Source organism: Pseudomonas gessardii, from assembly GCF_001983165.1.
Classification (GTDB): Bacteria; Pseudomonadota; Gammaproteobacteria; order Pseudomonadales; family Pseudomonadaceae; genus Aquipseudomonas; species Aquipseudomonas gessardii.
Genome location: NZ_MNPU01000042.1, coordinates 1 through 26,268 on the forward strand (window position 1 = coordinate 1; position 26,268 = coordinate 26,268).

29 protein-coding genes and 1 pseudogene are annotated in these 26,268 nt (G+C 60.3%); 14 read left to right on the forward strand and 16 right to left on the reverse strand.

Going from position 1 to position 26,268, the window contains the following annotated elements; all coding sequences use genetic code 11:
- Positions 1-148: 148 nt before the first annotated feature.
- From BLL38_RS22785 to puuE, 5 genes are all read right to left on the reverse strand, one after another.
- Positions 149-1,447 (reverse strand): urate hydroxylase PuuD, encoded by a 1,299-nt coding sequence (locus BLL38_RS22785; protein ID WP_076964411.1) that lies wholly within the window; start codon positions 1,445-1,447, stop codon positions 149-151.
- 51 nt (positions 1,448-1,498) lie between these two features.
- On the reverse strand, positions 1,499-2,002 hold the full coding sequence (locus BLL38_RS22790; RefSeq protein ID WP_032863250.1) for an ureidoglycolate lyase: 504 nt from the start codon (positions 2,000-2,002) through the stop codon (positions 1,499-1,501).
- Between the two features lie 147 nt (positions 2,003-2,149).
- On the reverse strand, positions 2,150-3,145 hold the full coding sequence (alc, locus tag BLL38_RS22795) for an allantoicase (protein ID WP_076964412.1): 996 nt from the start codon (positions 3,143-3,145) through the stop codon (positions 2,150-2,152).
- An 81-nt stretch (positions 3,146-3,226) separates the two neighbouring features.
- Positions 3,227-3,742 (reverse strand): 2-oxo-4-hydroxy-4-carboxy-5-ureidoimidazoline decarboxylase, encoded by a 516-nt coding sequence (gene uraD / locus BLL38_RS22800; protein ID WP_032863248.1) that lies wholly within the window; start codon positions 3,740-3,742, stop codon positions 3,227-3,229.
- Complete coding sequence (gene puuE / locus BLL38_RS22805; protein WP_076964413.1) at positions 3,739-4,665, reverse strand: allantoinase PuuE; 927 nt, start codon at positions 4,663-4,665, stop codon at positions 3,739-3,741. Before puuE ends, uraD begins: the two co-directional genes overlap by 4 nt.
- A 407-nt stretch (positions 4,666-5,072) precedes the next feature.
- Here puuE and uraH point away from each other — a divergent pair, with 407 nt between their 5' ends.
- A complete protein-coding gene (gene uraH, locus BLL38_RS22810) occupies positions 5,073-5,426 on the forward strand; it encodes a hydroxyisourate hydrolase (protein ID WP_076964414.1) in 354 nt (117 codons plus the stop codon).
- Positions 5,427-5,518: 92 nt separating this feature from the next.
- Positions 5,519-5,605, forward strand: a pseudogene (locus tag BLL38_RS32005) (outer membrane lipoprotein carrier protein LolA); the annotation flags it as partial.
- Between the two features lie 16 nt (positions 5,606-5,621).
- Here BLL38_RS32005 and BLL38_RS22815 read toward each other — a convergent pair.
- The 3 genes from BLL38_RS22815 to BLL38_RS22825 form a co-directional block, all read right to left on the reverse strand.
- Positions 5,622-6,248, reverse strand: coding sequence for a LysE family translocator (locus tag BLL38_RS22815; protein ID WP_032863245.1), 627 nt, complete (start codon positions 6,246-6,248; stop codon positions 5,622-5,624).
- A 63-nt stretch (positions 6,249-6,311) separates the two neighbouring features.
- On the reverse strand, positions 6,312-7,643 hold the full coding sequence (locus tag BLL38_RS22820; protein ID WP_154220637.1) for an NCS2 family permease: 1,332 nt from the start codon (positions 7,641-7,643) through the stop codon (positions 6,312-6,314).
- Positions 7,644-7,865: 222 nt separating this feature from the next.
- On the reverse strand, positions 7,866-8,297 hold the full coding sequence (locus BLL38_RS22825; protein ID WP_076964416.1) for a MarR family winged helix-turn-helix transcriptional regulator: 432 nt from the start codon (positions 8,295-8,297) through the stop codon (positions 7,866-7,868).
- A gap of 81 nt (positions 8,298-8,378) precedes the next feature.
- Between BLL38_RS22825 and BLL38_RS22830 the strand changes: the two genes are divergently transcribed.
- Together BLL38_RS22830 and BLL38_RS22835 are read left to right on the forward strand one after the other, a co-directional pair.
- Positions 8,379-9,545, forward strand: coding sequence for an aminotransferase-like domain-containing protein (locus BLL38_RS22830; protein ID WP_076964417.1), 1,167 nt, complete (start codon positions 8,379-8,381; stop codon positions 9,543-9,545).
- Between the two features lie 10 nt (positions 9,546-9,555).
- Positions 9,556-10,158, forward strand: coding sequence for a glutathione S-transferase family protein (locus BLL38_RS22835; protein WP_076964418.1), 603 nt, complete (start codon positions 9,556-9,558; stop codon positions 10,156-10,158).
- Between the two features lie 123 nt (positions 10,159-10,281).
- Here the strand turns inward: BLL38_RS22835 and BLL38_RS22840 are convergent, their stop codons facing one another.
- From BLL38_RS22840 to BLL38_RS22860, 5 genes are all read right to left on the reverse strand, one after another.
- Complete coding sequence (locus tag BLL38_RS22840; RefSeq protein WP_076964419.1) at positions 10,282-10,653, reverse strand: glutathione S-transferase N-terminal domain-containing protein; 372 nt, start codon at positions 10,651-10,653, stop codon at positions 10,282-10,284.
- A gap of 102 nt (positions 10,654-10,755) precedes the next feature.
- A complete protein-coding gene (gene folE / locus BLL38_RS22845; RefSeq protein ID WP_076964420.1) occupies positions 10,756-11,301 on the reverse strand; it encodes a GTP cyclohydrolase I FolE in 546 nt (181 codons plus the stop codon).
- A gap of 67 nt (positions 11,302-11,368) precedes the next feature.
- Positions 11,369-11,926, reverse strand: a complete 558-nt coding sequence (locus BLL38_RS22850) for a Smr/MutS family protein (protein WP_076964421.1) — start codon at positions 11,924-11,926, stop codon at positions 11,369-11,371.
- A gap of 76 nt (positions 11,927-12,002) precedes the next feature.
- The gene (locus tag BLL38_RS22855; RefSeq protein WP_076964422.1) at positions 12,003-12,323 is read right to left on the reverse strand and encodes a hypothetical protein; all 321 of its coding nucleotides are present in this window, start codon (positions 12,321-12,323) and stop codon (positions 12,003-12,005) included.
- Positions 12,324-12,464: 141 nt separating this feature from the next.
- A complete protein-coding gene (locus BLL38_RS22860; protein WP_065942383.1) occupies positions 12,465-13,055 on the reverse strand; it encodes a cysteine hydrolase family protein in 591 nt (196 codons plus the stop codon).
- A gap of 239 nt (positions 13,056-13,294) precedes the next feature.
- Here BLL38_RS22860 and prmB point away from each other — a divergent pair, with 239 nt between their 5' ends.
- Positions 13,295-14,203 (forward strand): 50S ribosomal protein L3 N(5)-glutamine methyltransferase, encoded by a 909-nt coding sequence (gene prmB / locus BLL38_RS22865; RefSeq protein ID WP_032863235.1) that lies wholly within the window; start codon positions 13,295-13,297, stop codon positions 14,201-14,203.
- Between the two features lie 128 nt (positions 14,204-14,331).
- Here prmB and BLL38_RS22870 read toward each other — a convergent pair whose 3' ends face one another.
- Positions 14,332-15,135, reverse strand: a complete 804-nt coding sequence (locus tag BLL38_RS22870) for a hypothetical protein (protein WP_076964423.1) — start codon at positions 15,133-15,135, stop codon at positions 14,332-14,334.
- A 100-nt stretch (positions 15,136-15,235) separates the two neighbouring features.
- Positions 15,236-16,198: an alpha/beta hydrolase gene (locus tag BLL38_RS22875; protein ID WP_076964424.1), complete on the reverse strand. Its 963-nt coding sequence runs from the start codon at positions 16,196-16,198 to the stop codon at positions 15,236-15,238.
- A gap of 142 nt (positions 16,199-16,340) precedes the next feature.
- Here BLL38_RS22875 and aroC point away from each other — a divergent pair, with 142 nt between their 5' ends.
- The 4 genes from aroC to BLL38_RS22895 all read left to right on the forward strand — a co-directional run bounded on the left by aroC (position 16,341) and on the right by BLL38_RS22895 (position 19,705).
- Entirely contained in the window at positions 16,341-17,432 is a 1,092-nt protein-coding gene (gene aroC / locus BLL38_RS22880) for a chorismate synthase (protein WP_032863232.1), read from the forward strand.
- Between the two features lie 10 nt (positions 17,433-17,442).
- Positions 17,443-18,591, forward strand: a complete 1,149-nt coding sequence (locus BLL38_RS22885; protein WP_076964425.1) for an MFS transporter — start codon at positions 17,443-17,445, stop codon at positions 18,589-18,591.
- Between the two features lie 46 nt (positions 18,592-18,637).
- Positions 18,638-19,183: a 1,2-dihydroxy-3-keto-5-methylthiopentene dioxygenase gene (locus tag BLL38_RS22890; RefSeq protein WP_076964426.1), complete on the forward strand. Its 546-nt coding sequence runs from the start codon at positions 18,638-18,640 to the stop codon at positions 19,181-19,183.
- A gap of 213 nt (positions 19,184-19,396) precedes the next feature.
- Positions 19,397-19,705, forward strand: coding sequence for a response regulator transcription factor (locus BLL38_RS22895; protein ID WP_083743102.1), 309 nt, complete (start codon positions 19,397-19,399; stop codon positions 19,703-19,705).
- A gap of 53 nt (positions 19,706-19,758) precedes the next feature.
- Here BLL38_RS22895 and BLL38_RS22900 read toward each other — a convergent pair whose 3' ends face one another.
- Entirely contained in the window at positions 19,759-20,037 is a 279-nt protein-coding gene (locus tag BLL38_RS22900) for a DUF3509 domain-containing protein (protein ID WP_032863228.1), read from the reverse strand.
- 350 nt (positions 20,038-20,387) lie between these two features.
- Between BLL38_RS22900 and BLL38_RS22905 the strand changes: the two genes are divergently transcribed.
- The 5 genes from BLL38_RS22905 (at position 20,388) to BLL38_RS22925 (ending at position 26,130) form a co-directional block, all read left to right on the forward strand.
- Positions 20,388-22,214 (forward strand): long-chain-acyl-CoA synthetase, encoded by a 1,827-nt coding sequence (locus tag BLL38_RS22905; protein ID WP_076964427.1) that lies wholly within the window; start codon positions 20,388-20,390, stop codon positions 22,212-22,214.
- Positions 22,215-22,324: 110 nt separating this feature from the next.
- The gene (locus BLL38_RS22910; protein ID WP_076964428.1) at positions 22,325-22,840 is read left to right on the forward strand and encodes an ankyrin repeat domain-containing protein; all 516 of its coding nucleotides are present in this window, start codon (positions 22,325-22,327) and stop codon (positions 22,838-22,840) included.
- Between the two features lie 41 nt (positions 22,841-22,881).
- Positions 22,882-23,412 carry a hypothetical protein gene (locus BLL38_RS22915; RefSeq protein ID WP_076964429.1) on the forward strand — a complete coding sequence of 177 codons (531 nt, stop codon included), beginning with the start codon at positions 22,882-22,884 and terminating at the stop codon, positions 23,410-23,412.
- A gap of 67 nt (positions 23,413-23,479) precedes the next feature.
- Positions 23,480-23,671 (forward strand): PLDc N-terminal domain-containing protein, encoded by a 192-nt coding sequence (locus BLL38_RS22920; RefSeq protein ID WP_032863221.1) that lies wholly within the window; start codon positions 23,480-23,482, stop codon positions 23,669-23,671.
- Between the two features lie 371 nt (positions 23,672-24,042).
- A complete protein-coding gene (locus BLL38_RS22925; RefSeq protein ID WP_076964430.1) occupies positions 24,043-26,130 on the forward strand; it encodes an LTA synthase family protein in 2,088 nt (695 codons plus the stop codon).
- Positions 26,131-26,268: the final 138 nt, after the last annotated feature.

Sequence of the window (26,268 nt, forward strand, 5' to 3'; positions counted from 1 at the left end):
CGACTCAAGCCCTGGTCATCATTGGCCGCAAGCTGGCGCGCATCGCCTTTTCGCTCATGAAAAACCTGAGCGAATACCAGTCAAAAGCGGTTTTGGGGGCTTCCCCAAAACCATAGAATCTCCCACATTTTGGATTTGCGTCAGGCTGTCAGTTAGTGCGGGCCCCCTGATTGATCCAGCTACCAATCAACTCGCGTTCCTGCTGAGTCATCTGGGTAATGTTGCCCAGCGGCATGATCTGGCTGGCAACCGCCTGCGCTTGAATGCGCGCCGCTTGCTGCTGGATCTGCGCCGGGGTATCGAACATCACCCCGGCCGGTGCGGTGCTGAACAGCGGGCTGGTGGGCTTGGCCGAATGGCACACGGTGCAACGCTCTTCAATCACGCTATGTACCTTGCCAAAATCCGTCGAGGCCTGGGCCGGCGCCGCTTCTGCTGCCGGTGCTGGCGCGGCGGGAGCTGCTGGCTTGAGGCCGCCACCCAACGCGGTTTCCGGCAATGGCTGGTACTCGATCGCTGCTGGCGCCTTGGCCACGTCCGGCGTGGTAGCCACGGGTTTTGGACCGGTGACATAAGCCAGGCAGATCATCGCCAGGGCGCCGACCGGCAGGGTCCAGGCGTATTTCTGGCTGTCGTGGCGGGTGTTGAAGTAGTGACGCACCAACACCGCCGCCACCGCGATCCCGGCCAGGATCAACCAGTTGTACTGGCTGCCGTAGGTGCTCGGGAAGTGGTTGCTGATCATGATGAACAGCACAGGCAGGGTGAAGTAGTTGTTGTGACGCGAACGCAACAGGCCCTTGGCCGGCAGTGCCGGGTCTGGCGTGCGGTTTTCCGCGATCGCCGCCACCAGCGCACGCTGGGCCGGCATGATGATGCGGAACACGTTGCCGACCATGATGGTGCCGATGATGGCGCCCACATGCAGGTACGCGCCACGGCCACTGAACACCTTGCTGAAGCCATAGGCGGCGCCGATCAACAGCACGAACAGGATGAAGCCGAGCAGGGCAGGGCGTTTGCCCAGGGCCGAGTCGCACAGAAAGGAGTAGATGAACCAGCCGGCGAACAGTGAGCCAATGCCCAGCAACACGCCTTCGGTACCGCTGAGGCTGCTGCCGGGGGCGAGCAGGTACAGCGTCGGGTTGAGGTAGAACACCACGCACAGCAGCGCGACGCCCGACATCCAGGTGAAATAGGCTTCCCATTTGAACCAGTGCAGGTTGTCCGGCATGGTCGGTGGGGCCAGTTTGTATTTTTCCAGGTGGTAGATACCGCCACCGTGGATCGCCCATAAATCGCCAGCCAGGCCACTTTTGGGGTTGACGCGGTTCAGGTTGTTTTCCAGCCATACGAAATAGAAAGACGCACCGATCCAGGCCACGCCAGTGATCATATGAACCCAGCGCACGCTAAGGTTCAGCCATTCCAACAGATGTGCTTCCACAGTCTTTACCTCTCGCCCGTCACCCTTGTTGTCGGGTGATCGGACCTTCTCTTATTGGTGGGGGGCAAGGATCAACCGCTCATCCTCTTTGAAAAAATGCTCATCGCAGTTATTGCCTGTGCCACTGCGATCAACCACCAGGAAGTCATCCCGCTTTTCGATCGTCAGCACCGGGTGGTGCCAGACGCCGCGATGGTAATTAATGCCCTGCCTGCCGTTGGTGACGAAGGCGCGGACCAAGCCTGATACAGGTTCATCGCCAACCGGCGCGACCACGATCAGAAAGGGGTTGCCGAGCAGCGGAATAAAAGCCTGGCTGCCCAGCGGGTGTCTTTCCAGCATGCACACGGTCAACGGCATGTCCTGCGCATCGGCGCGGAAGATGCTGATGATGGCGTGGTCTTCTGGCGTGGCGGTCTCGACCGTCGCCAGTTTATGAAAGCGCATGGTCGAGCCGTTGTTGATCATGAAGTGATCGCTGCCTTCGGTTTCGATAACGTCTCCGAAAGGGGCGAAGGCTTCTTTGGTCAAGGGTTCGATCATCAGTGTGCGCATGGCTGTCTTCTTAATCTGTTTAGTTATTGATGGATCTGTGTAGGAGCGAGCTTGCTCGCGAAAAACTCAAGGGCACCGCGTTTATCCAGGAGGGGCGCGTTATCGTTGACGATCTTCGCGAGCAAGCTCGCTCCTACATGTGCGGCCTTATTTAGCGACCTTGCCGAACACCCGCAGGCGGCTCACACCACCATCCGGGAATACGTTGAGGCGGATGTGGGTGATCGGGCCCAGTGCCTTGATCTGCTCGGCGAAGGTGTGTTCGGCGTGCATTTCCAGTTTCTGTGCTGGCAGCAGTTCGCGCCAGAACAGCGATTGGGTTTCGATCTGGCTGTCGGTGCCGCCTTTGACGAACGCGCCCTGGATCGAGCAAGTGTCCGGGTAGTTGCCCTTGAAGTGCAGGGTATCGACCACCACTTTTTCGATCTCGCCGGCATGCCCCAGCGCGACGATTACCCAGTCATTGCCAGGCGTGCGACGGCGTGCGGTTTCCCAGCCATCGCCCATGTTGATGCCGCGGCCCGGGTTGAGGATGTTGCCCATGCGCCCGAAGTGTTCGTCGGAGCAGGCCAGTGCGCGACCGCCATTGAGGGAGGAGGCCAGGTCCACTTGTTCGTTGTCACCCACGGTCGACCAGTCGCGGAACGGAATGCCGTACACACGCAGACGTGCTACGCCGCCATCCGGGAAGATGTTGAAGCGCAGGTGGCTGAACGCCTGGTCGTTGTTGATCTCGTGGAAGTGATGGCTGTTGCCCTGCAACTCTACGGCGGACAGCACTTCGACCCACTGGGTGTTGTCATCGGGCTCGCCCGAAGCCAGGAAGCAGCCTTCCAGGGACGCCGATGGCGGGAAGTTGCCGGTGAAGAATGAAGTGTCGATGTCCACGCCCTTGATCGAACCCGGTACGCCCAGGCGGATCACCGCGCTGTCGAAGCCTTCGAAGCGCTTGCGGCGTGACTCCCAGCCGTCCATCCACTTGCCGTTATCATCGAAAACGCCCTCCTTCCATACGGCCGGGGTCGGCTGGAACAGTCGGTTGGCGTCGGCGAACCAGTCATCGGTCACAGAAATGATCTTGGTGCCCAGGCGGGCGTCGGCCAGGTTGACGAACTTCTCGAAAGGTACGGCGTAAGCTTTCATTCTTCTTGTCTGCCTTAAATAGAGTGGCTTGGGATGCTTGCCAGGCCCTGGGCGTTGATCGATTCGCTCGGGCCAGGTTTGCTAAAGGGTCAGTAATCGGAACAACGCGATCTTGTTGATCTCTGCCAGTGCGCACTTGAACTCGGTCTCGACCGGGTTGTGGATGCGCGTTTCAAACGCGGCAAGGATCTGATGCCGGTTGCTGCCTTTTACCGCCATGATGAAGGGAAACTTGAACTTGGCCTTGTAGGCGTCGTTCAGCTCGGTGAAGCGCGAAAACTCGTCGCTCGAGCATTGGTGGATACCGGCGCCAGCTTGTTCATTGGTGCTGGCTTCGGTCAGTTGGCCCTGGACGGCAGCTTTGCCGGCCAGGTCCGGGTGAGCGTTGATCAGGGCCAGTTGCCTGGTGTGATCGGCGCTCAACAGGATATCGCTCATGCGCTGGTGCAGGGTCTCGATCTCATCGATCGAAGCGTCCTGGCCCAGGTCGAAGGCCTTTTCGGCCACCCATGGCGAGTGTTCATAGATATCGGCGAAGGCGGCGACAAATTCATCGCGGCTCAAGGTCGAAGGCTTCAAAGTCTGGAAAGCGGTCACTTGGCGGCTCCCTGGAAGGGGTGGGTTTGATGCCAGTGGCGGGCAATATCGACGCGGCGGGTGAACCACACCTGTTCATGGCCCTTGGCATATTCAAGGAAGCGCTTGAGGGCAGCCAGGCGCGCGGGGCGGCCGATCAGGCGGCAATGCAGGCCGATGGAGAGCATCTTCGGCGCCTCGGCGCCTTCGACATACAGCACATCGAAGGCGTCCTTGAGGTATTCGAAAAAGTCGTCGCCCTTGTTGAAACCCTGGACCTGGGTGAAGCGCATGTCATTAGTGTCCAGGGTGTAGGGGATCACCAGGTGCGGCTTGCCGGTCGGGTTGTTCGGTTCCCAGTAGGGCAGGTCGTCGTCGTAGGTGTCGCAGTCATACAGGAAGCCGCCTTCCTCCATCACCAGCCGCCGTGTGTTGGGGCCAGTGCGCCCGGTGTACCAGCCCAGTGGGCGCTCGCCGGTCAGCTCGGTGAGGATACGGATGGCTTCGAGCATGTGCTCGCGCTCCTGGGCCTCATCCATGTACTGGTAGTCGATCCAGCGGTAGCCGTGGCTGCAAATCTCGTGACCGGCGGCGACCATGGCACGGATCACATCGGGGTGGCGCTGGGCAGCCATGGCCACGGCGAAGATGGTCAGCGGAATGTCGAATTCCTTGAACAGCTTGAGGATGCGCCACACGCCGGCACGGCTGCCATATTCGTATAGCGACTCCATGCTCATGTTGCGCGCGCCTTGCAGCGGTTGGGCCGAGACCATTTCCGAGAGGAAGGCTTCCGACTCTTTGTCGCCGTGCAGGATATTGCGCTCACCGCCTTCTTCGTAATTGAGTACGAACGACAGGGCAACGCGCGCCTTGCCCGGCCAGTGAGGGTGCGGTGGGTTACTGCCGTAACCGATCAGGTCGCGTGGGTAGTCAGCGCTCACTGCAGTCTTCCTTCTTGTTCGTGATCGATGGTGTGGCGGTCGTGGCGTCACAGCGATGGGCTGATTGTATACAACTTGATAGTCACTTTGTAAGCCTGTATTTCTGCATTTTTTCCAGGCGGTAGCAGAGGCCTATCCTTGCAAGAAACTTGCCCGATTGGTCAACTAAAATGTGAAAAACCACCTGTAGGAGCCGACTTGCTGGTGATGGCATTCTTGCTGTTACCGCATCTTCGGTCGATACATCGTCATCGCCGACAAGCCGGCTCCTACAGGGGGGAGGGATGTTTGTTGAATTTATTGTGTACAATTTTTTTGAAAAGTGTCTTAATCGGCTATCGCCGGCTTTTCATTGCCCTGCAAAGGTGCGGCCTCTTTATTAATCCACGACACGGGAGCTCCGATCCATGGGACGACTGACCACACACGTACTGGACGCCGCCCACGGCTGCCCAGGCAGCGCCATCAAGGTTGAACTGTTCCGCGTCGAAGGCGCGCAACTGGAGCTGGTCGCCAGTGCCCTGACCAACAGCGATGGCCGTTGCGACGCGCCGCTGCTGCAAGGTGATGACTACCGCAGTGGTGTCTACCAGTTGCAGTTCAGTGCCGGCGATTACTACCGCGCCCGTGGCGTGCAACTGCCGGAACCTGCGTTTCTCGATGTGGTAGTGCTGCGTTTTGGCATCAGTGCCGAACAGGATCACTACCATGTGCCGCTGCTGATTTCGCCCTACAGCTACTCCACCTATCGCGGTAGCTGAGTCGTCATCTCGTTTCACACCCCCAAATGCTCTTCGTTGGTTTCGCCCGCTCACACTGCGGGCTTTTTTTTGCCCGCTCTGTAGGAGCGAGCTTGCTCGCGAAAAACGTCAACGATAACGCGCGTTGCCTGGCTACACGCGGCGCTCTCAAGTTCTTCGCGAGCAAGCTCGCTCCTACACGGCGTCAGGAAGCCACTAGCCCCTGAGCAGCGATGCCGCCCCGGCGCTGCCAAACAGCCCGGCACTGAAACGGTTGAACCAGCTCTGGCCCTTGCCGGTGCGCAGATACCGCGCGGCACCATGGGCTCCCAGGCCGTAGGCCAGCTTGCATAGCAGGTCCAGCACGGTCCAGGTGGCGATCATGATCAGCAGTTGCGGCAAAAACGGCTGCTGGCTGCTGAGAAACTGCGGCAGGAAGGCAGCGAAAAACAGAATGTCCTTGGGGTTGCTCGCACCCAGCACAAAGGCCCGGCCAAACAGCGCGCGAAAGCGCGGTACGGGTGCTGCGTCCGGCACCACGGCGCCCTGGGACGGCAGGCGCGACTGCTGCCAGCTCTGCCAGGCGAGGTAGAACAGATACAGCGCACCGACGATCTTCAAGGCGCTGAACAACTGCTCCGACGCCAGCAACAAGGCCCCCAGGCCGAGGGCCGAGGCGCTCAACAGGCAGATCGAGGCAAACACCCCGCCAAGAAACGCCGGGTACGAACGGCGCAGGCCGTAGTTCAGGCTGTTGCTGATCATCAGCAACGACAGCGGCCCCGGAATCAGGATCACGATCAAAGCAGCGCCGCTGAACAGCAGCCAGGTTTCCACGCTCATTACATTTCTCCATACATGCAAAAGCCCCACCCGAGGGTGAGGCGGTTTTCGCCGGCTTCCGAGTTACAGGAAGACAAATTTGGCGATGAAAATCGCGCACAGCACCCACAGGCTGATGGAAATTTCCTTGTACTTGCCAGTACCGGCCTTGAGGGCCACGTAGGTGATAAAACCCAGGGCGATGCCATCGGCGACGGAAAAGGTCAAGGGCATCATGATCGCCGTGACAATCGCCGGAATGCTGTCGGTGGCGTCGTCCCATTCAATATGGGCCATGCCGCTCATCATCAGCATCGCCACATAAATCAACGCACCGGCCGTGGCATACGCAGGAATCATGCCCGCCAGCGGGGCGAAAAACATCGCTGCCACAAACAATACGCCCACGGTAACGGCGGTCAGCCCGGTGCGCCCACCTGCAGCCACGCCCGCTGCGCTTTCCACATAACTGGTCACTGGCGGCACACCCACCACCGCACCAAACACGCTGGAGGCGCTATCGGCTTTCAAGGCCCGCGAGAGGTTTTCGATCTTGCCGTCGGCGTTCACCAACCCGGCGCGCTGGGCAACGCCCATCAGGGTGCCGGCAGTGTCGAACATGTGTACAAACAGAAATGCGAACACCACGCTGATCATGCTGACGTTGAACACGCCCATCACGTCCATCGCCATCCAGGTCGGTGCCAGGCTCGGTGGGGGCGCCACAATACCCTGGTAATGCACCAGGCCCAGGCCCCAGCCGGCCAGGGTAACGGCGATGATGCTGATCAGGATCGCACCGAACACCCGGTGATAACTGAGGATCGCGATCAGCAAAAAGCAGATGGCCGCCAACAGCGGAGCCGGTTCATGCAGGGAGCCGAGCTTGATCAGGGTGGCAGGGCTGGTAACAATGATGCCGGCGGTTTTCAGGCCGATCACCCCCAAAAACAGACCCACCCCCGCGCCCATGGCGTGGCGCAGGCTCACCGGAATGCTGTTGAGCAGCCATTCGCGGATGCGCGACAGCGTCAGAATCATGAACAACACGCCGGAGATAAATACCGCACCCAGCGCGGTCTCCCAGGTGTAGCCCATGGTGCCGACCACGGTGTAGGTGAAAAACGCATTCAAACCCATGCCGGGAGCCAGGCCTACAGGCCAGTTGGCATACAGGCCCATCAACAGGCAGCCGAGGGCCGCGGCGATACAGGTCGCGACAAAGGCGGCGCCGTGGTCGATGCCGGCATCGGCCATGATGTTGGGGTTGACGAAGATGATGTAGGCCATGGTGATGAAGGTCGTGAGGCCGGCGATCAATTCGGTCTTCACTGTGGTGCCATGCAAGCTGAGTTTGAACAGGCGTTCCAGCCAGCCCTGCTTTGCAGTCGAAAGGTGGGGCGGACTGAGGTCCAGGGTCGGGGCGTCGGATTTATGGCTTTCCACAGCAAGTACTCCTCAAGAGTTTTATTGTTATTTCCAGCACCGGACACAGGGGTGGGCAGCGGTGCTTTGAGGTACCAGCGGGCTTTATTGACCAATAGGTCAGGAACTCGCACGAAGCGAATTATGCTTTTGTATACAAAGAAAGCAAATAATGTTTGCGATTATGTGTGCAAAAAAGATGAAAGGCCACTCTCAAGGCAGGGTCAGGGCCTTGTTCACCGCCAGCCAACCATTCACCGCGTCCTCGCCGGCCTCGGCAAAGGCGCGTTGTAGCAGCTTGACTTGCTCGCGCCGCAGGGCGTGTTCGAAGCGCTGGCCTTCCTCGGTCAAGTGCAGCAGGCGCTTACGTTTGTCGGTGTCCGAGGCGATGCTGTCGACCAGGTGCATTTCCTGCAATTGGCGCAATGGCATATTCAGCGCCTGCTTGCTCACCCCCAGCAGTTCCAGCAGTTGCTTGACGTTCAAGGCGGGGTAACGGGCGATAAAAAACACGATGCGCTGATGCACCCGGCTCAAGCCCCGGCGCTCCAGCATTTCATCGGCCTTGGCGGTAAAGGCCTGATAGCCGAAGAAGAACGCTTCCATGGCGGCTTGCTGCGAAGTCTGGTTTTTAAGGTCAAGCATATTGACGTATCTACCCGGGGCGTCGTAATTTCGGTCAACCAGTTTGACGTATTTCTCCCAGGCTTTGCTACCGGTGATCCTATGGCTTTCTCTGAACGTGTTTCGCGCCTTAAAAGCTCCTTGATCCGTGAGATCCTCGCGGCGGCCCAGCGCCCGGAGGTAATGTCATTCGCCGGAGGCCTGCCCGCCGAAGCCATGCTGCCGGCGCTGGATTGGCAGGGCATGCCGCCTGCCATGGGCCAGTACGGCATGAGCGAAGGCGAGCCGCAATTGCGCGAATTGCTGGCGGCCGAAGCGCGAGTGCTGGGGGTGGCCTGCGAGGCCAGCCAGGTATTGGTGGTTAGCGGGTCGCAGCAAACCCTGGACCTGGCGGCCAAGCTGTATATCGACCAGGGCACGCAGATCCTGCTGGAAGGCCCGACCTACCTGGCGGCCCTGCAGATCTTCCAACTGTTCGGCGCCGATTGCCTGACCGTGGAACTGGAAGCCGATGGCCCGGACCTGACGGCGCTGCGCAGCAATCTGGAACGCCATCGCCCGGCATTCATCTACTTGATCCCGACTTTCCAGAACCCTTCGGCGGTGCGCTACAGCGAAGCCAAGCGCGACGCCGTGGCGACCCTGCTGGATGAGTTCGGCGTGACCCTGATCGAAGACGAGCCTTACCGCGAGTTGACCTTTGACGGCGCCAGCGCGCGGCCAATTGTCAGCCGGCTGCGCAAGGCCAGCTGGATCTACACCGGTACCGTATCGAAAACCCTGCTCCCCGGCTTGCGTGTCGGTTACCTGATCGCCAGCCCCGATTTGTTTCCCCATCTGCTCAAGCTCAAACAGTCGGCGGACCTGCACACCAACCGTGTTGGCCAATGGCAGGCCATGCAGTGGATCGGCACCGAGCGCTACCAGCAGCACCTGGTGCAACTGCGCAGTTTTTACCGTGAGCGTCGTGATGGGTTCCAGGCGGCATTGCAGCGCCACTTCGATGAATTGGCCGACTGGCAAGTGCCCCAGGGTGGATTATTCTTCTGGCTGACCTTGAAACAGCCCTTGGATACCCGCACCTTGTTGGCACCAGCGCTCGACCAGGACGTGGCGTTCATGCCCGGTGAACCGTTCTTTTCCGAGCCAGACCAGCACCATGGGCACCTGCGGCTCAATTTCAGCCACATCGACCCGGCGCGCCTGGACGAAGGTCTCAAGCGTCTCGCGGCGGTGGTCCGTCAAGCACAGCGCGCGCAAGCGGCATAAGGGGAGCTTCATGTACAAGGTTTATGGCGATTACCGTTCGGGCAACTGCTACAAGATCAAGTTGATGCTCAACCTGCTCGGCATCGCGTATGAGTGGGTGAATGTCGACATCTTGAATGGCGACACACAGACCGCCGAGTTCCTGGCGAAGAACCCCAACGGCAAGATCCCGGTGCTGGAACTGGAAGACGGCACCTGCCTGTGGGAATCCAATGCGATCCTCAACTTCCTCGCCGACGGCAGCGAATTCCTGCCCAGCGAACCGCGCCTGCGCACGCAGGTGTTGCAATGGCAGTTTTTCGAGCAATACAGCCATGAGCCGTACATTGCAGTGGCGCGGTTTATCCAGCTTTACCTGGGCCTGCCGGACGATCGGCTGGAGGAGTACAAGACCACCCATAAAGGCGGCTACAAGGCGCTGAAGGTCATGGAAAAACAACTGCAAGCCACGCCGTACCTGGTGGGCGACCAGTATTCGATTGCCGACATTGCGTTGTATGCCTACACCCATGTGGCCCATGAAGGTGGCTTCGACCTGGGCCCCTACCCAGCCGTGCAAGCCTGGCTTGAGCGTGTGGCCAGCCATCCCAAGCACGTGCCAATGCTCGACTGACACTGCACGGTCTAAATGTGGGAGCGGGCTTGCTCGCGAATGCACAGGGTCAGTTGATGAATAATTGACTGACACACCGCTTTCGCGAGCAAGCCCGCTCCCACATTTGGACCGCGTTTTCTGTCAGATCGCGGCGAAGCGCTTATCCAGGTAATCGATGATTACCTTGGAGTCATACATCCAGGTGGTCTGGCCGTTTTCTTCGATACGCAGGCACGGCACCTTGATCTTGCCACCTTGCGTCAGCAAAGCCTCGCGGTCCTGCTCGTTGTTCTTCGCATCCTTGAGCACCACCGGTACATTCAGGCGGTGCAGGGTGCGGCGCGTCTTCACGCAGAACGGGCAGGCGTGGAACTGGTACAGGGTCAGGCCCTTGGCCGCTTCATTGACCTGCGCCTGTTGCTCGGCGCTGCGCTGTTTTTTACGTGGGCGGGTCAGGAAATCGCCCGCGATGATGACGTGGCCGAGGCCCACTCGAAGTGCTTTGACGAACATGGCTGAAACCTCTTGCCCATGACAGAAGGGGCCGCAGCTTACCTGATTTCCACGGGCGAAAAAAAACCGGCGATGAATGCCGGTTTTTCCTGGCGCCGCCGGTTACTTGATCAGGCTGAGAAACTCGCTGCGGGTTGCCGCGTTTTCGCGGAACTCACCCAGCATCACCGACGTGATCATCGACGAATTCTGCTTCTCCACACCGCGCATCATCATGCACATGTGCTTGGCCTCGATCACCACGGCAACGCCCAGGGCACCGGTCACCTGCTGGACCGCATCGGCGATCTGGCGGCTGAGGTTTTCCTGGATCTGCAGGCGACGGGCATACATGTCGACAATCCGCGCGACCTTCGACAGGCCCAGCACCTTGCCGCTCGGGATATAGGCGACATGGGCCTTGCCGATGAACGGCAGCAAGTGGTGTTCGCACAGCGAGTACAACTCGATGTCCTTGACCAGCACCATTTCGCTGCTGTCGGAGCTGAACAGGGCACCGTTGGTGACCTCTTCCAGTGTCTGCTCATAGCCGCGGCAAAGGTATTGCATGGCTTTGGCGGCACGTTTTGGCGTGTCGAGCAGGCCCTCGCGGGAGACGTCCTCGCCGATTTGGCCGAGGATCTCTGTGTAATTCTGTTCCAGGGACATGAAACTACCTGTGGGATTTTCGCAAAGTGCAAGGGTACGGTGGCCGGCAGATCGCTGCAAGCCTGGGTTACTCGTCACGCCCTTCGAGCATCGTGCGCTTGAGCATCACATACACCGCGCCGGCGCCGCCATGGCGCGGTTGGCAGGAGGTGAAGCTGAGCACTTGGGCATGTTGGCGTAGCCAGGTATTGACGTGGCTCTTGATCATGGGGCGCTTGCCGTCCAGGCGCACGGCCTTGCCGTGGGTGACGCGTACGCAGCGGATTTCGAACTTGGTGGCTTCGGCAAGGAAGGCCCAGAGGGTTTCCCGGGCCTTTTCCACGGTCATGCCATGCAGGTCGAGGCTGCCTTCGAACGGGATCTGCCCGGCCTTGAGCTTGCGCACCTGGCTTTCCTGGACCCCGTCGCGGGACCACATCAACTCGTCTTCGGGGCCGACGTCAATCACGAACTGGTCCGACAGGCCGTCCACCGTGGTGGCGTCAGTGCGCACCGTGGCCGCCTGGCGCAGCTTGGCGATCTGCGCGCGGTCGGCCTTGGGTTTGCCGGTGTCGGCGCGGTCGTGCTTGATCGGCTTGACGCCGCGCAGCTCGTTTTTGAACAGGGAAAAATCGTCGTCTTGCATGTCAGCCTCCGCGAAGGGCGGGCAGTTTACCCAAATCAGCGCGGTTGATGCGGGACAAAACGCTATCAGTGCTCGATCAATCGTGCTTTTTCATCAGGTGTGAGGCGATGTTCAGCGCCAGTGGTTCACGCATGCGGCGTCGGCAACGGCGCCACAACCAGACGCCCAGCCACAGGATCAACAGCCCGCCGACTAACAGCACAGCCGCGCCGCCCGGGCTGGTATTGAGTTCGCCCAGCGCGGGCGAGTGGCCAGACAGCGCGGCGCCACCGACCAACGAGAGCAGCAAGCCAAACAGCGCGAGCAGCGCGGCAAACACCGCGCCCAGGCGCAAACGCCAGTTGCTCTGGCCCTTGGGGCGCAAGCGACGAGCGTCAAATCCATCGGATATCTTCATTCCGACCTTTCCTCCAGGGTATCGGCCCTTCGACCGGAAGATAAACAACTTGTTCCGGGCTGGGAGGCAATTGCGGTAAATGACAGGCTTTAGCGGATGAGCGGGGCCGCAAGATGGCCGCGCCGCTCATCGACAGGGCGATCAGATCAGATCTTGGGTCAAGGCGAGGGTGGCGAAGTTGTCGGCCATGATGGCCATTTCAGTTTGCTGGACATGTTCGGCGCTGAGGATGCCGCCCTTGTAAGGCAAATCGCGGGTGGCGCAGGCGTCTTCCACCAGGGTGCAGCGAAAACCCAGGTTCTTCGCCGCACGCACGGTGGTGCTGACGCTGGAGTGGCTCATGAAACCGCAGACGATCAAGTCCAGGGAGCCCAGGTCCTGCAGGGTTTTTTCCAGTGGCGTGCCGTGGAAGGCACTGGGCAGCAGTTTGCCGATGATGGTTTCGTCGTCTTGCGGTTCCAGGCCAGGAATGAACTCGCCGCGCTCGCCCTGGGGGTCGAACAGGCCGCCGACGGTACCCAGGTGACGGACATGCACGATCGGGCGCCCGGCCTTGCGTGCGGCGGCGCTCAGTTGCTTGATGTGTTCTACCGCTGCGTCCATGCCCGACAAGGCGAGCGGGCCGCTCAAATACTCTTTCTGGGCATCGATGATCACAAGGGTCGCGTGGCTCAAATTGGCCGGTGCGTAACCGCGACCGCTGAGTTGAAACATCGTCTTTGGAACGGACATTCTGGGGCTCCTGTGAGTGGGGCTTTTGCGACATTGTCCTCTGGCTGAGCGGTTCTGTGAATCGCTACTAACGTAAGGTGCGCCGTTGTTGGCCTACAGCCATGTCAAGAGGGGTTGCTGTGTAACAGAAAAACCTTGAATCAGGTTAACACTGACGTGCTGCAAAGGTTTTTCAGACATCGTCCGTACAGCTTAAGGCTGTTAGAATTGCCAGTCGTTTTTTCCTGGAGCTTGCCCCCGTGATCACTTCCCGCCTGCGCACCTTGCGCGACCATATCCGTTGGGCTGTCAGCCGTTTCCATGGGGAAGACCTGTTTTTTGGCCATGGTACCGACAATGCCTGGGACGAAGCCCGGCAATTGGTACTCGGTGCGCTGCACCTGCCCTGGGAAATTGCCGACAGTTACCTGGACTGCAATCTGGAAGAAGAGGAAGTCGCCCATGTGCAGCGCTTGCTGCATCGCCGTATCCACGAGCGTGTGCCCACGGCTTACCTGTTGAAAGAGGCCTGGTTCTGCGGCATGTCGTTCATCGTCGACGAGCGTGTGCTGATCCCGCGCTCACCGATTGGCGAACTGATCGAAAACCGCTTCGAACCCTGGCTGGCCCAGCCGCCGGCACGCATCCTGGACCTGTGCACCGGCTCCGGTTGCATTGGCATTGCCTGCGCCTACGAGTTCCAGGAGGCCGAAGTGGTGCTGGGGGACTTGTCCTACGAGGCGCTGGAAGTGGCCAACCAGAACATTGAGCGCCACGGCGCCGATGAGCGCGTGTACACCGTGCAGGGTGATGGCTTCGACGGTTTGCCCGGCCAGCGTTTTGACCTGATTGTGTCCAACCCGCCGTATGTCGATGCCGAGGATTTCGCCGACATGCCCGACGAGTACCAGCACGAACCCGAGCTGGGCCTGGCCTGCGGTGATGACGGTTTGAACCTGGTGCGCCGGATGTTGGCCGAGGCGGCCGATCATTTGACCGAGAAGGGCCTGCTGATTGTCGAAGTGGGCAACAGCCAGGTGCACGTTGAAGCGCTGTACCCGGAAGTGGATTTCGCCTGGCTGGAATTCCAGAACGGTGGCCATGGCGTATTCATGCTGACGGCGCAGCAGTGCCGGGAGCATCAGGCGGTGTTTGCCTCCAGGGTCTAGCCCGGTCCATGTAGGAGCAGGCTTGCCTGCGATGGCATCAACTCGGTGTAGCTGATACACCGAGTCGTCTGCATCGCAGGTAAGCCAGCTCCTACATTTGAGGTGGTTTGTTCAGTTAAACCGCGTTGTCAGCGGTGCGTCGCAATCCAGATCAGCAACCCCGCCTGGAACACGGTAAACGCCACCAGGCAGGTAATGGTGAAGCGCAAGCCGCTGTCTTCACGCTTGAACTTGATGACCTTTTCTTCTTCGTGGCGCAGTTTCACTTCCTGTTCCGCCAGGTTCTGCTCGGCCTGTTGCAGCATCTGCGCCGCTTCCAGGATCTCCACGAACTGCACCTTCTCGGTGTTCCAGCTGTCCAGCACCTCGCTGACCTTGCCCGGTTGTACATGGCCCTTCAGATGCTGGACATCGGCATAGGCCACGTCAAAACCCTGGATGCGCAAAAAGTGGTCGCGACGCAGGCGCGTGGCCTCGTTCAGCGCGTCTTTGTTTGCCAGGTCCACACCGTCAACGCGATAGTGCGACCACTTCTTTTTCGCCCACGCGGCACCCTGGGCGACCAGGAAGCGGCCAAGGCCACGGTTCGCCGGTTCGATTTCCAGGCTGTTGCCCGGGCCGAAATGCACGCGTTGGGTGGCGTGGTCGACCCAGACATCAAGGTGATTCTGTTCGCGTCGCACCCGTTGGCTGGGCAATTGGATGACCATGCGCAGCAGGCTATGGTCCTTGTTGTTGCGTTCGGCATAGCCAAACTGCACAAAGCGCAATGGCCGGGCACCCGTGGCGCGGTCGGTGGCCAAGGGCGCCAGGCGCAGCATTTTGAAGTGTTCGGCCTCAACCTCCGCCCACGGCAGCGCAGCCGCTGCCGCCGCTTCGGTGTCGGCGGTGGTGTCGGCGGGAGGTTGCGGTACTGCTTCGGTGTTCGTCATTCGGCGCGATCCTGTCCAAGCCCTGCAAGTCGACAGGCTTTTTGCTGTCGACCCTGTGCTTATCGGCCGTTTTCTCCAGGACTGGAGGGGCAATAGTCGCTTATCGGGGGCGAAGTCCGTCGATAAAGCCAACCAGGCGCCTGCCCAGCGCATCGGCGAGGGGCAATTGCGGATCGTTGTAGGAACTCAGTTGCTGTTTCACGTCGTTGGGCACGATCCGCATGACGTGGTTCATGCCGGGAATCACCGCCAGTTCGGCGTCGGGTTTGGCCTGCTTGAGCTTTTCGGCATCGGCGACCCCCACTTGCAGGTCGGTGGTGCCCTGGACAATCAGGGCCGGCATCCTCAGGTGGGCGAAAGCCGCCGCAGGGTCTGCACGAAACAGGCTGATCAGGTAAGGCTGAACGCTGGGACGGAAAATACTCTGCAACGGGCCGGGCACATCGGCATCGACCTGGCCGGCCTTGAGCCGATCCAGAATCTGGTTACTGCGCAGCAGCAGGGCAGGGGGCATGTGATCGGCCAGTTGCTGGCGAATCACCTGGTCCACCGGGCGGGCACTGCCGGACAGGGAAATCACCCCGGCGGGGTCGAGTTCAGGGGCGGCCAGGGCCGCGACCAAGGCACCTTCACTGTGGCCCAGCACCACCAAGGGCCCGAAACGCGGGTCGGCCTTGAGCAATTTGCCCCAGGCCACGGCGTCGGCTACATAGGCATCCAGGGTCAGGTTGCGCTCGTCGGGCGTGGCCTTGAGGCTGGCGGCCACGCCGCGTTTGTCATAGCGCACGCTGGCAATGTTGTGCCGGGCCAGCACCCAGGCCAGGCGCTTGAGGCTGTCGTTGCGTGCGCCGTCGGCGCTGTTGCCGTTGCGGTCGGTGGGGCCGGAGCCGGCAATGATCAGCACCACGGGCACGGGTTTGGCGGATTGGGGCAGCAGCAACGAGCCAAACAACTCGCCGCTGCCGGTGTCCAGGCTGATGGGGCGTTGCAGCACCACAGGGGCGGCGGCGTGGGCCACGGTACAGATCAGGGTGAGGGTGAACAGCAAAACTCGCAGCATCATCGCGCCATCATGAGGAAGGTGCCGGTTGGACCAACGTCTACCGGGAAGGTTTCGAGGATGAACTACTGGGTGAGCCTGCGTATACTGGCGCGCTTAGTTATCACGGTTGAGTTGATTCAACTGATTTCACGGAGCGCCCTGCATGTCCGGCAATACCTACGGCAAGCTGTTCACTGTCACCACCGCGGGCGAAAGCCATGGCCCGGCGTTGGTCGCCATTGTCGACGGCTGCCCGCCCGGCCTTGAGCTGTCCCTGGACGATCTGCAGCGCGACCTCGACCGCCGCAAGCCCGGCACCAGCCGCCACACCACCCAGCGCCAGGAGCCCGACGAAGTCGAAATCCTCTCCGGCGTGTTCGAAGGCCGCACCACCGGGTGCGCCATCGGCCTGTTGATCCGCAACACCGACCAGAAGTCCAAGGACTACTCGGCGATCAAGGACCTGTTCCGCCCGGCCCACGCCGACTACACCTACCACCACAAATACGGCGAGCGCGACTACCGTGGCGGTGGCCGCAGTTCGGCGCGGGAAACCGCGATGCGCGTGGCGGCCGGGGCCATCGCCAAGAAGTACCTGGCAACCCAGGGCATCGTGATTCGTGGCTACATGAGCCAACTGGGCCCGATCGAAATCCCGTTCAAGACCTGGGACAGCGTGCAAGACAACGCTTTCTTCAGCCCCGACCCGGACAAGGTGCCGGAACTGGAAGCCTATATGGACCAGTTGCGCCGTGACCAGGACTCGGTGGGCGCCAAGATCACCGTGGTCGCCGAAGGGGTGATGCCGGGCCTGGGCGAGCCGATCTTCGACCGCCTGGACGCCGAGCTGGCCCACGCGCTGATGAGCATCAACGCGGTCAAGGGCGTGGAAATCGGCGCCGGTTTCGCTTGCGTGGCCCAGCGCGGCACCGAGCATCGCGATGAGCTGACCCCCGAAGGTTTTGTCAGCAACAATGCGGGCGGCATTCTCGGCGGTATCTCCTCCGGCCAGCCGATTGTGGCGCACCTGGCACTCAAGCCGACGTCGAGCATCACCACGCCGGGCCGTTCCATCGATGTGCATGGCAACCCGGTGGAGGTGATCACCAAGGGCCGCCATGACCCTTGCGTTGGGATCCGCGCTACGCCGATTGCCGAGGCAATGATGGCCATTGTGCTGATGGATCACTTGTTGCGTCACCGTGGGCAGAATGCCGATGTGCGCGTGAGTACCCCGGTGCTGGGCCAGCTGTGACGGTCTGACCGTGACAGCACTCCCGTACTGGCGACTTTCCAGCTTCTATCTGTTCTATTTCGCCCTGCTGGGGGCGACGGCGCCATTCCTGGCGCTGTACTTCCATCATCTGGGGTTCTCCAGCGCGCGCATTGGCGAGCTGGTAGCGATCCCGATGCTGATGCGCTGCGTAGCTCCCAATATCTGGGGCTGGCTGGGGGACTACACCGGTCGGCGCCTGGCCATCGTGCGATTTGGCGCGGTGTGCACGTTGCTGAGCTTCTTGCTAATCTTCGTCAGCCAGAGCTATGCCTGGCTGGCGCTGGTGATGGCCCTGCATGCGTTCTTCTGGCATGCGGTGCTGCCACAGTTTGAGGTCATCACCCTGGCGCACCTGCAAGGCCAGACCTCGCGTTACAGCCAGGTCCGCTTGTGGGGCTCCATCGGGTTTATCCTCGCAGTGGTTGCCCTGGGGCGATTGTTCGAGGCCTTGAGCCTGGATATCTACCCGGTGGCGATCGTGTTGATCATGGCCGGTATCATCGGTGCCAGTTTGTGGGTGCCCAATGCCCAGCCGGTTTCCACTGGCGATCGCGGGGTCGGCGACGGCTTCCTGCGGCAGTTGCGCAGCCCTGGTGTGCTGGCGTTTTATGCCTGTGTCGCCTTGATGCAAATGAGCCACGGCCCGTACTACACCTTCCTCACCTTGCACCTGGAAAACCTTGGCTACAGTCGTGGCGTGATCGGCCTGTTGTGGGCCCTGGGCGTAGTGGCGGAAGTGTTGATGTTCATGGCCATGAGCCGGATTCTCACGCGTTTCTCGGTGCGCCGGGTGCTGATCGCCAGCTTCCTGTTGGCGGCGTTGCGCTGGTTGCTGCTGGGATCGTTCGCCGAGTTCCTGTGGGTGCTGCTGTTTGCCCAACTGCTGCATGCCGCGACCTTTGGCAGCTTTCATGCGGCGGCCATCCAGTTTGTGCAGCGCAGCTTCGGTGCGCGCCAGCAAGGCCAGGGCCAGGCTCTGTATGCTGCGCTGGCCGGTACGGGGGGCGCGCTGGGCGCCTTGTATTCCGGGTACAGCTGGAACCAACTGGGGCCCACCCTCACATTCAGTATTGCCAGCCTCGCGGCCATGGCCGCCGCGTTGATCATGGCCATGCGCTTGCCCGAGGAGCGGCCATGAGCCCGGTCCATCACCTGAATATTCTTACTGCCCGAGGACTCCTTTCATGAGCATTCTTTGCGTTTATCACGTCTCTACCCCGGACATCCCGAACAAAGTCCTGACCCACGTTGACGATATTGCCCAGACCCTGGCCGAGCAGGGTGTGGGTTTTTCACGCTGGCAGGCCAGCACCCGCGTGGAGGCCGGGGCCAGCGCGGCTGAGGTGACGGCGGCGTATCAGGGGCAGATCGACAGCTTGATGACCGCAGAGGGCTACGCGCAGGTGGAGGTGTTGAGCGTGAGCCGCGAGCACCCGCAGCAGGATGGGGTGCGGGCGCGCTTGCGTGATGAATATCGCCATGACGCCGATGAAATCCGCCTATTCGCTGCTGGGCGTGGGCTGCTCGGCCTGCACATCGACGACTATGTCTACACGGTGCTGTGCGAAAAACACGACCTGCTGCGCATACCGGCTGGCGTGCCACGCTGGTTTGATTTGGGAGAAGAGCCGCGAGTGGTCGCAATCAGCCTGTTCAAGACCGCGTCCGGGGCCGTGGCACACGTGACTGGCAGTGAGATCGCCCAAGGATTTCCTGGGCTGGATGATTGACGTTAGTTCACGATCTGCAAACTTATTCAATGCACTTAAGTTGGATAAGTTTGTGGGAATGGACTCTATAGTTTGTAAGTTCCGGCTATTTGTCTGTGGGTCGATGTGTTAACCCCAGGCTTTGTGTAACTCTCCCGTCGCTGTGTACTTATCTGTCAATAGGAGGAGTCCGAATATTGGCAGTGCAAATCACTACGAAAGGGAGAGGCATGCATGAGCAGCCCAGAGGAGCCCACCCCATCCGTTGAGCCTGCGGCAAACGCGGCGGTGGATGTGTGTGAGCAGGCGTCCGACGACCGGGCTGGCAGCGCACCGTCGTTGCCGGATAAACCGCTGACGGTCAAGGAGTTGGAAATACTGCGTTGGGCCTCGGAGGGCAAGACAGTGTGGGAAATCAGCCGTATACGTTGTGTCTCACAGGCCACGGTGAAGTTTCATCTGCGCAATATCTACTGCAAATTGCACGTCAATAACCGAGTCCAGGCGGTGAGCGAGGCGATCAAGCGCGGATTGTGCGGGTAAAAAAAGGGCCGTGAAGCATCACGGCTTCACGGCCCTGGGAAACTAACGTGCACTTATGCCGAGTGGTACGTCGGCAGGGCAAAACGATTCTGACTTTGCAGCATCGAAATCTGCGGCAATTCGCTGGCCTGTTCTGCCAGGTCGCGACGGATGGCGCTGATGACCCAGGTCAGTTGGTCGGCGGTATGCAGTTGCTGGTAGGAGATCGAGCGCTTGATCTGCTTGCCTTCGGTGTTGCGCAAGGTCAGCAGGATGCCACCGTCAGGACGCGGTTGGGTGGTGACGTCGTAGCTGGAGAATACAGAAGCGAATTTGTCTTGGATCAGGCTCATGTCTATCGGCTCCATTGGCTCGTGTTGTGCGGCATGGAGTGATAGGTGCAGTGATTGTGCCAGTATTGTGATTTATAAAATATCCTTATATATCAGCACTTTACAAAAAATCAGCATTTTCGGTTTCGTGCAATATGCATGAATGGCCATCGTGCATCCTGCATTTTGCGCTATTGACCGGTGACGAACGGTACTGGGGGGCGCCGTTCCCCGGGATACAAAACATTGCAAATCCTGCGTGTACAGCCAAGGAATGGCTGGCGTATTTTCCTGCAAGGCATTCAGGAACGGTCCTACACCGTATGAACGCCCGCGGGTCATACGAATAATAAGAAAAAGGACTTTTGTGCATGAGCAATCCGAACAGCGAGATGATCACCCTCGGCATGATGTTGCGTAAGGTGCCGACCATTGTCAGGGCCCTGCCACGATTGGTGCGTGGTATCCGCGTCGCCAATATCACGGACCCCGACCAGCCGTGCGGGCTGGGCTGGACCTTCGAACAGGCCACCCAGCGCAATCCTGAGGGCGCGGCCCTGTTGTACGGCGATCAGGTCCTCAGTTATCGCCAGGCCAACCAGCACGCCAACCGCATCGCCCATCACCTGCAGGCCCAAGGCATTGGCAAGGGTGATGTGGTCGCGCTGTTTATTGAAAACCGTCCCGAACTGTTGCTGACCGTGCTGGCGGTGGCCAAGGTCGGCGGTATCTGCGCCATGCTCAACACCGCGCAAACCCAGGCGGTGCTGGTGCACAGCCTGACCCTGGTGAACCCGGTGGCAATTGTTGTCGGTGCCGAACTGGTCGCAGCCTATGACGCGGTGCGTGAGCAGGTGGCGATCGATCCGCTACGCACCTGGTATGTTGCCGATCAACAGGCGGTGCCGGTGCCTCACGGGTACATCGACCTGATGGCCGCCAGCGCGGACTGCTCGACGGATAACCCGGCCAGCAGCCAACAGATCTACTTCAACGACCCGTGCTTCTATATCTATACCTCCGGCACCACCGGTTTGCCCAAGGCCGGCATCTTCAAGCATGGCCGCTGGATGAAGTCCTCGGCCAGCTTCGGCACCATCGCCCTGGATATGGGGCCTGAGGATGTCGTCTATTGCACCCTGCCGCTGTACCACGCCACGGGGCTGTGTGTGTGCTGGGGCTCGGCGATTGCCGGCGCGTCGGGGTTTGCCATCCGCCGCAAGTTCAGCGCCAGCCAGTTCTGGGACGATGTGCGCAAATTCAACGCAACGACCCTGGGGTATGTCGGTGAGTTGTGCCGCTACCTGATCGACCAGCCGCCAAGCCCGCGCGACCGCGACAACCGCGTGGTGAAGATGATCGGCAACGGCTTGCGCCCCGGGGTGTGGGGGCCGTTCAAGGAGCGCTTTGGCGTCGATCATATCTGCGAACTGTATGCAGCCAGCGACGGTAATATCGGCTTCACCAATGTGCTGAATTTCGACAACACCATCGGCTTTTCCCTGATGCACTGGGCGCTGGTGGACTACGCCCACGACACCTGCGAACCGATCCGTGGCAGCAATGGTTTTATGCGTGAAGTGCAGAAGGGCGGCCAGGGCCTGCTGCTGGCCAGGATCGACGACAAGGCGCCGTTCGATGGTTACACCGACCCGGAAAAGAACCGCAAGGTGGTGTTGAGCGACGTATTCGAAAAGGGCGATCGCTATTTCAACACCGGCGATCTGCTGCGCAGCATCGGTTTTGGCCATGCGCAGTTCGTCGACCGCCTGGGCGACACCTATCGCTGGAAGGGCGAGAACGTCTCCACCACCGAGGTGGAAAACATCTTTATGCAACACCCGCAGATCACCGAGGCGGTGGCCTACGGTGTGGAAATCGCCAACACCAACGGGCGGGCCGGGATGGCGGCGATTACCCCGACCGAATCCCTGGCAACCCTGGATATGCAGGCATTGCTGCAGTTCGCCCAGCGTCAGATGCCGGCCTATGCGGTGCCACTGTTCCTGCGGATCAAGGTGAAGATGGAAACCACCGGCACCTTCAAGTACCAGAAAGTGCGGCTCAAGGAAGAGGCGTTCGACCCGGCCAGGGTCGGTGATGACCCACTGTATGCCTGGCTGCCGGGCACTGATGCCTATGTACCGGTGACCGGGCAGGTATTGGCGGATATTCAAGGTGGAAAATATCGCTACTGACGGTAGGTGATAGAACACGACTATCGCGGCCTTCGGCAAAAAAGGGGTGACAGACGTACGGCTGCTCGGGAAACTGACGGCCTTACGAAACACCCTACAGGGAGCCGCAGATGTCAGATCAAGCCAAACAAATGACCGAAGAAGAAGCCGCCGAATTTGCCGAGCAGGTCTTCGACGTGGCCCGTCGAGGCGATGCCGCCCTGTTGGCGGCACTGTTGGCCAAGGGCTTGCCGGTCAATCTGCGTAACCACAATGGCGATACCTTGTTGATGTTGGCGGCCTATCACGGGCATGCCGAGGCGGTGAAAGTGTTGCTGGAGTTCAAGGCCGACCCGCAGATGGCCAACGATAAAAACCAGTTGCCCATCGCCGGTGCTGCGTTCAAGGGCAACCTTGAGGTGGTCAAGGCGTTGATCGAAGGTGGCGTTCCGGTTGAAGGGGCATCCGCCGATGGCCGCACGGCACTGATGATGGCGGCGATGTTCAATCGCACCGAAATGGTCGAGTACCTGATCAGCGTGGGGGCCAACCCCAAGGCTGCGGATGCCCAGGGTGTAACCGCCCTGGTGGCCGCCCAGACCATGGGTGCTGCGGATACGACGGCGCAGTTGCAAAAACTGGTGTAGGCTTTGCGCCCTCAAAATCAGCCTCGCCACAGGATTCGCCCATGAACACCGCGCTCGTCGAACTCATCACTAAAATCAGTTCCGGTTGCCTGGGTGACGCCGAGATCGTGCAGATCGCCGACGAAGCCACCCAGGCCTACGCCGATGCCGAGGGATTCCTGGCGGCCAACCCTGATATCAACTACGACGACACCTTCCCCATCCCCCTGGGTGAGTGGATTGTGGTGGGCAGCCTGCCGGAAACGGTGCTGTTCCAGGCCGATACCTACCAGGAGCTGTTCGCCCAGATCGTCGCATCCTTTGGCCCCAGCGTTGCGTTCAACCTCAAGCCCAAGCAACTGGCCAAGACCGAGGCGCTGACTGCGCTCAACCGTATCCAGATCCAACTCGGCGCCATGAACCCGGAAAACGGCGGCTATGTGCTGATGAATTTCAGCCAGTTGCTCGATGACGAAATCCAGGCGGTATTGGTGTATGGCAACGACGTACCACGGGTGCTGGAGTTGTGTGCCGCAGTCGGGATCAAGGGTGAGCCGTCCCTGGAAGCCCTGCGCATTGCGTTGCATGTCTGAAATAAAACGGAACCCTCGCCAGGGCTGGCTATCCTAAGCAGGCAAGCCCTCACTTAGGAGCGACACCATGGGTTCCACATTTAACAGCCTGATCGGGTTGATCATCCTGGCGCTGGATATCTGGGCGATCATCAACGTCTTCAAAAGCGGCGCCGGGACCGGGGCCAAAGTGTTGTGGATCCTGTTGATCCTGTTCCTGCCGGTGCTGGGCCTGATTATCTGGGCCATTGCCGGGCCACGGGGCAATGTGCGGATCTGACCATCGCACCGTGTAGGAGCCGGCTTGCCGGCGATAGCGGTGTGTCAGGCAACCCTGCACTCGCAGATAAACCGCCATCGCCGGCAAGCCAGCTCCTACAGTAGTTTTGTGTTCTGGAAATTTGTGTGTCGAGATATTCGCTGGACAAAATTTTCACACTTCATCCAAGACAATTCCCCCGCTTTATTTTCCTGCCACGGCCCCTGTGTGCCGCCAGGAGCCCTGCGCGATGAGTAATCAATAGCGTTGCCGACGTTGATCGGGCACCATCTGCCCACCGCGTAATACCTGGACCCTGTGCCTTCATTGGCCGGGGCAGGACGCCGCTGCATTATTTCGCAACTTAAACTTCCAATGGGTCCTCAAACAACATGGCAAACCCGGACGCCCTGAATCAGCAGCGAGCTTCTAATCGCCTGCTGCAACCCACCGTCAAATCCCACCTGGCCTACACGCTGCTTTGCGCCCTGGTCATGATGGTGATGCTCTCCCTGCTGCGCCTCGGGCTGTTGGTGTACAACAGCGACATGATGCTCGACACCCCGGCCTCGACGTTCCTTGAAGCGTTCGTCAATGGCCTGCGCATGGACTTGCGTCTGGTGGTGTACCTGAGCATTCCGCTGATCCTGGCCCTGTTCAGTGTGCGCGCCATGGCTGCCCGCGGGTTCTTCCGGTTGTGGCTGACCGTGGTCTCCAGCATCGCGCTGTTCCTTGGCCTGATGGAGATGGACTTCTACCGCGAGTTCCACCAGCGCCTCAACGGCCTGGTCTTCCAGTACGTCAAGGAAGATCCGAAAACCGTGATGAGCATGCTCTGGTACGGCTTCCCGGTGGTGCGCTACCTGCTGGGTTGGGCGGTCGGTACGTTTATCCTGAGCATCGCCTTCAAGGGCGCCGACCGCGCGACGCGCCCGCGTGGCCCGTTCAGCGGTGGCACCGTCGGCACTCGCCAGGTTGCCCCGTGGTACAGCCGCATTGCGGTGTTCGTGGTCTGCCTGCTGATCGCCGTGGTCGCCGCACGCGGCACCCTGCGCCAGGGCCCGCCGATGCGTTGGGGTGACGTGTACACCACCGACTCCAACTTCGCCAACCACCTGGGCCTCAACGGTACGCTGTCGCTGATCGGTGCGGCCAAGGCGCGTTTCTCCGAGCATCGCGAGAACGTCTGGAAAGCCACCCTGGAGCAACCGTTGGCCACCCAGACCGTGCGCGACATGCTGGTACTGCCGGACGAAAAACTGGTGGATACCGACACTGCCGCCGTGCGCCGTGACTTCACGCCACCGGCCGAGAAGACCCTGCCGATCAAGAACGTCGTGGTGATCCTGATGGAAAGCTTCGCCGGTCACTCGGTGGGCGCGTTGGGCAGCAACGGCAAAATCACGCCGTACTTCGATGAGTTGACCAAGGAAGGCCTGCTGTTCGACCGCTTCTTCTCCAATGGCACCCATACCCACCAGGGCATGTTCGCCACCATGGCTTGCTTCCCGAACCTGCCAGGCTTCGAATACCTGATGCAGACCCCGGAAGGCAGCCACAAGCTGTCGGGCTTGCCGCAATTGCTCAGTGCCCGTGATTTCGACGACGTGTACGTCTACAACGGCGACTTCGCCTGGGACAACCAGTCGGGCTTCTTCAGCAACCAGGGCATGACCAACTTCATTGGCCGCAACGACTTCGTCGACCCGGTGTTCTCCGATCCGACCTGGGGCGTGTCCGACCAGGACATGTTCGACCGTGGCCTGCAAGAGTTGAAGGCGCGCGAAGGCGGCAAGCCGTTCTACGCACTGCTGCAAACCCTGTCCAACCATACGCCGTACGCCTTGCCGACACCGTTGCCGGTCGCGCCGGTGACTGACCGTGGCCGCCTCAACGAGCATTTGACGGCCATGCGCTACTCCGACTGGGCCTTGGGCCAGTTCTTCGAGAAGGCCCGCAAGGAGCCGTACTTCAAGGACACCCTGTTTGTGATCGTCGGCGACCATGGTTTCGGTAACGAGCAACAGATCACCGAAATGGACCTGGGCCGTTTCAACGTGCCGTTGCTGTTGATCGCACCGGGCGTGCAGGACAAGTTCGGCGTGCGTGACCACACCGTGGGTACGCAGATCGATATCGTGCCGACCATCATGGGTCGCCTGGGCGGTGAAACCCGTCACCAGTGCTGGGGCCGTGACCTGCTCAACCTGCCGCAAGGCGACAAGGGCTTTGGCGTGATCAAGCCATCGGGCAGCGACCAGACCGTGGCCTTGCTCACCGCTGACCGCGTGTTGGTACTGCCCAAGGAAATGCCACCGAAGCTGTGGCAATACGAACTGGGCGCCAACCCTGTCGGCAAGGTGATCCCTGAGTCGGCGGATGAGGCGCAACTCAAGCAGAAACTTGAGTCGTTCCTGCAAACCGCTACCAAGAGTCTGTTGGATAACACCGCAGGCGTGGTAGACGGCAAGCCGGACTAATCGGCGCCAATAAAAAAGAGGCCTTCTTCAAGGCCTCTTTTTTTTGCATCTTTTTCTGTAGGAGCGAGCTTGCTCGCGAAGAACTCAGAGCCAGCACGTTTATCCTGAAGAAACGCATTGCCTGGGTGTTCTTCGCGA

Excerpts from the sequence above, each read along its gene's own strand:
- BLL38_RS22790 (WP_032863250.1), bottom strand. The coding sequence starts at position 2,002 with ATGCGCACACTGATGATCGAACCCTTGACCAAAGAAGCCTTCGCCCCT.
- alc (WP_076964412.1), bottom strand. The coding sequence starts at position 3,145 with ATGAAAGCTTACGCCGTACCTTTCGAGAAGTTCGTCAACCTGGCCGAC.
- uraH (WP_076964414.1), top strand. The coding sequence starts at position 5,073 with ATGGGACGACTGACCACACACGTACTGGACGCCGCCCACGGCTGCCCA.
- BLL38_RS22815 (WP_032863245.1), bottom strand. The coding sequence starts at position 6,248 with ATGAGCGTGGAAACCTGGCTGCTGTTCAGCGGCGCTGCTTTGATCGTG.
- BLL38_RS22825 (WP_076964416.1), bottom strand. The coding sequence starts at position 8,297 with ATGCTTGACCTTAAAAACCAGACTTCGCAGCAAGCCGCCATGGAAGCG.
- BLL38_RS22830 (WP_076964417.1), top strand. The coding sequence starts at position 8,379 with ATGGCTTTCTCTGAACGTGTTTCGCGCCTTAAAAGCTCCTTGATCCGT.
- BLL38_RS22835 (WP_076964418.1), top strand. The coding sequence starts at position 9,556 with ATGTACAAGGTTTATGGCGATTACCGTTCGGGCAACTGCTACAAGATC.
- BLL38_RS22840 (WP_076964419.1), bottom strand. The coding sequence starts at position 10,653 with ATGTTCGTCAAAGCACTTCGAGTGGGCCTCGGCCACGTCATCATCGCG.
- folE (WP_076964420.1), bottom strand. The coding sequence starts at position 11,301 with ATGTCCCTGGAACAGAATTACACAGAGATCCTCGGCCAAATCGGCGAG.
- BLL38_RS22850 (WP_076964421.1), bottom strand. The coding sequence starts at position 11,926 with ATGCAAGACGACGATTTTTCCCTGTTCAAAAACGAGCTGCGCGGCGTC.
- BLL38_RS22855 (WP_076964422.1), bottom strand. The coding sequence starts at position 12,323 with ATGAAGATATCCGATGGATTTGACGCTCGTCGCTTGCGCCCCAAGGGC.
- BLL38_RS22860 (WP_065942383.1), bottom strand. The coding sequence starts at position 13,055 with ATGTCCGTTCCAAAGACGATGTTTCAACTCAGCGGTCGCGGTTACGCA.
- BLL38_RS22870 (WP_076964423.1), bottom strand. The coding sequence starts at position 15,135 with ATGACGAACACCGAAGCAGTACCGCAACCTCCCGCCGACACCACCGCC.
- BLL38_RS22875 (WP_076964424.1), bottom strand. The coding sequence starts at position 16,198 with ATGATGCTGCGAGTTTTGCTGTTCACCCTCACCCTGATCTGTACCGTG.
- aroC (WP_032863232.1), top strand. The coding sequence starts at position 16,341 with ATGTCCGGCAATACCTACGGCAAGCTGTTCACTGTCACCACCGCGGGC.
- BLL38_RS22890 (WP_076964426.1), top strand. The coding sequence starts at position 18,638 with ATGAGCATTCTTTGCGTTTATCACGTCTCTACCCCGGACATCCCGAAC.
- BLL38_RS22895 (WP_083743102.1), top strand. The coding sequence starts at position 19,397 with ATGAGCAGCCCAGAGGAGCCCACCCCATCCGTTGAGCCTGCGGCAAAC.
- BLL38_RS22900 (WP_032863228.1), bottom strand. The coding sequence starts at position 20,037 with ATGAGCCTGATCCAAGACAAATTCGCTTCTGTATTCTCCAGCTACGAC.
- BLL38_RS22905 (WP_076964427.1), top strand. The coding sequence starts at position 20,388 with ATGAGCAATCCGAACAGCGAGATGATCACCCTCGGCATGATGTTGCGT.
- BLL38_RS22910 (WP_076964428.1), top strand. The coding sequence starts at position 22,325 with ATGTCAGATCAAGCCAAACAAATGACCGAAGAAGAAGCCGCCGAATTT.
- BLL38_RS22915 (WP_076964429.1), top strand. The coding sequence starts at position 22,882 with ATGAACACCGCGCTCGTCGAACTCATCACTAAAATCAGTTCCGGTTGC.
- BLL38_RS22920 (WP_032863221.1), top strand. The coding sequence starts at position 23,480 with ATGGGTTCCACATTTAACAGCCTGATCGGGTTGATCATCCTGGCGCTG.
- BLL38_RS22925 (WP_076964430.1), top strand. The coding sequence starts at position 24,043 with ATGGCAAACCCGGACGCCCTGAATCAGCAGCGAGCTTCTAATCGCCTG.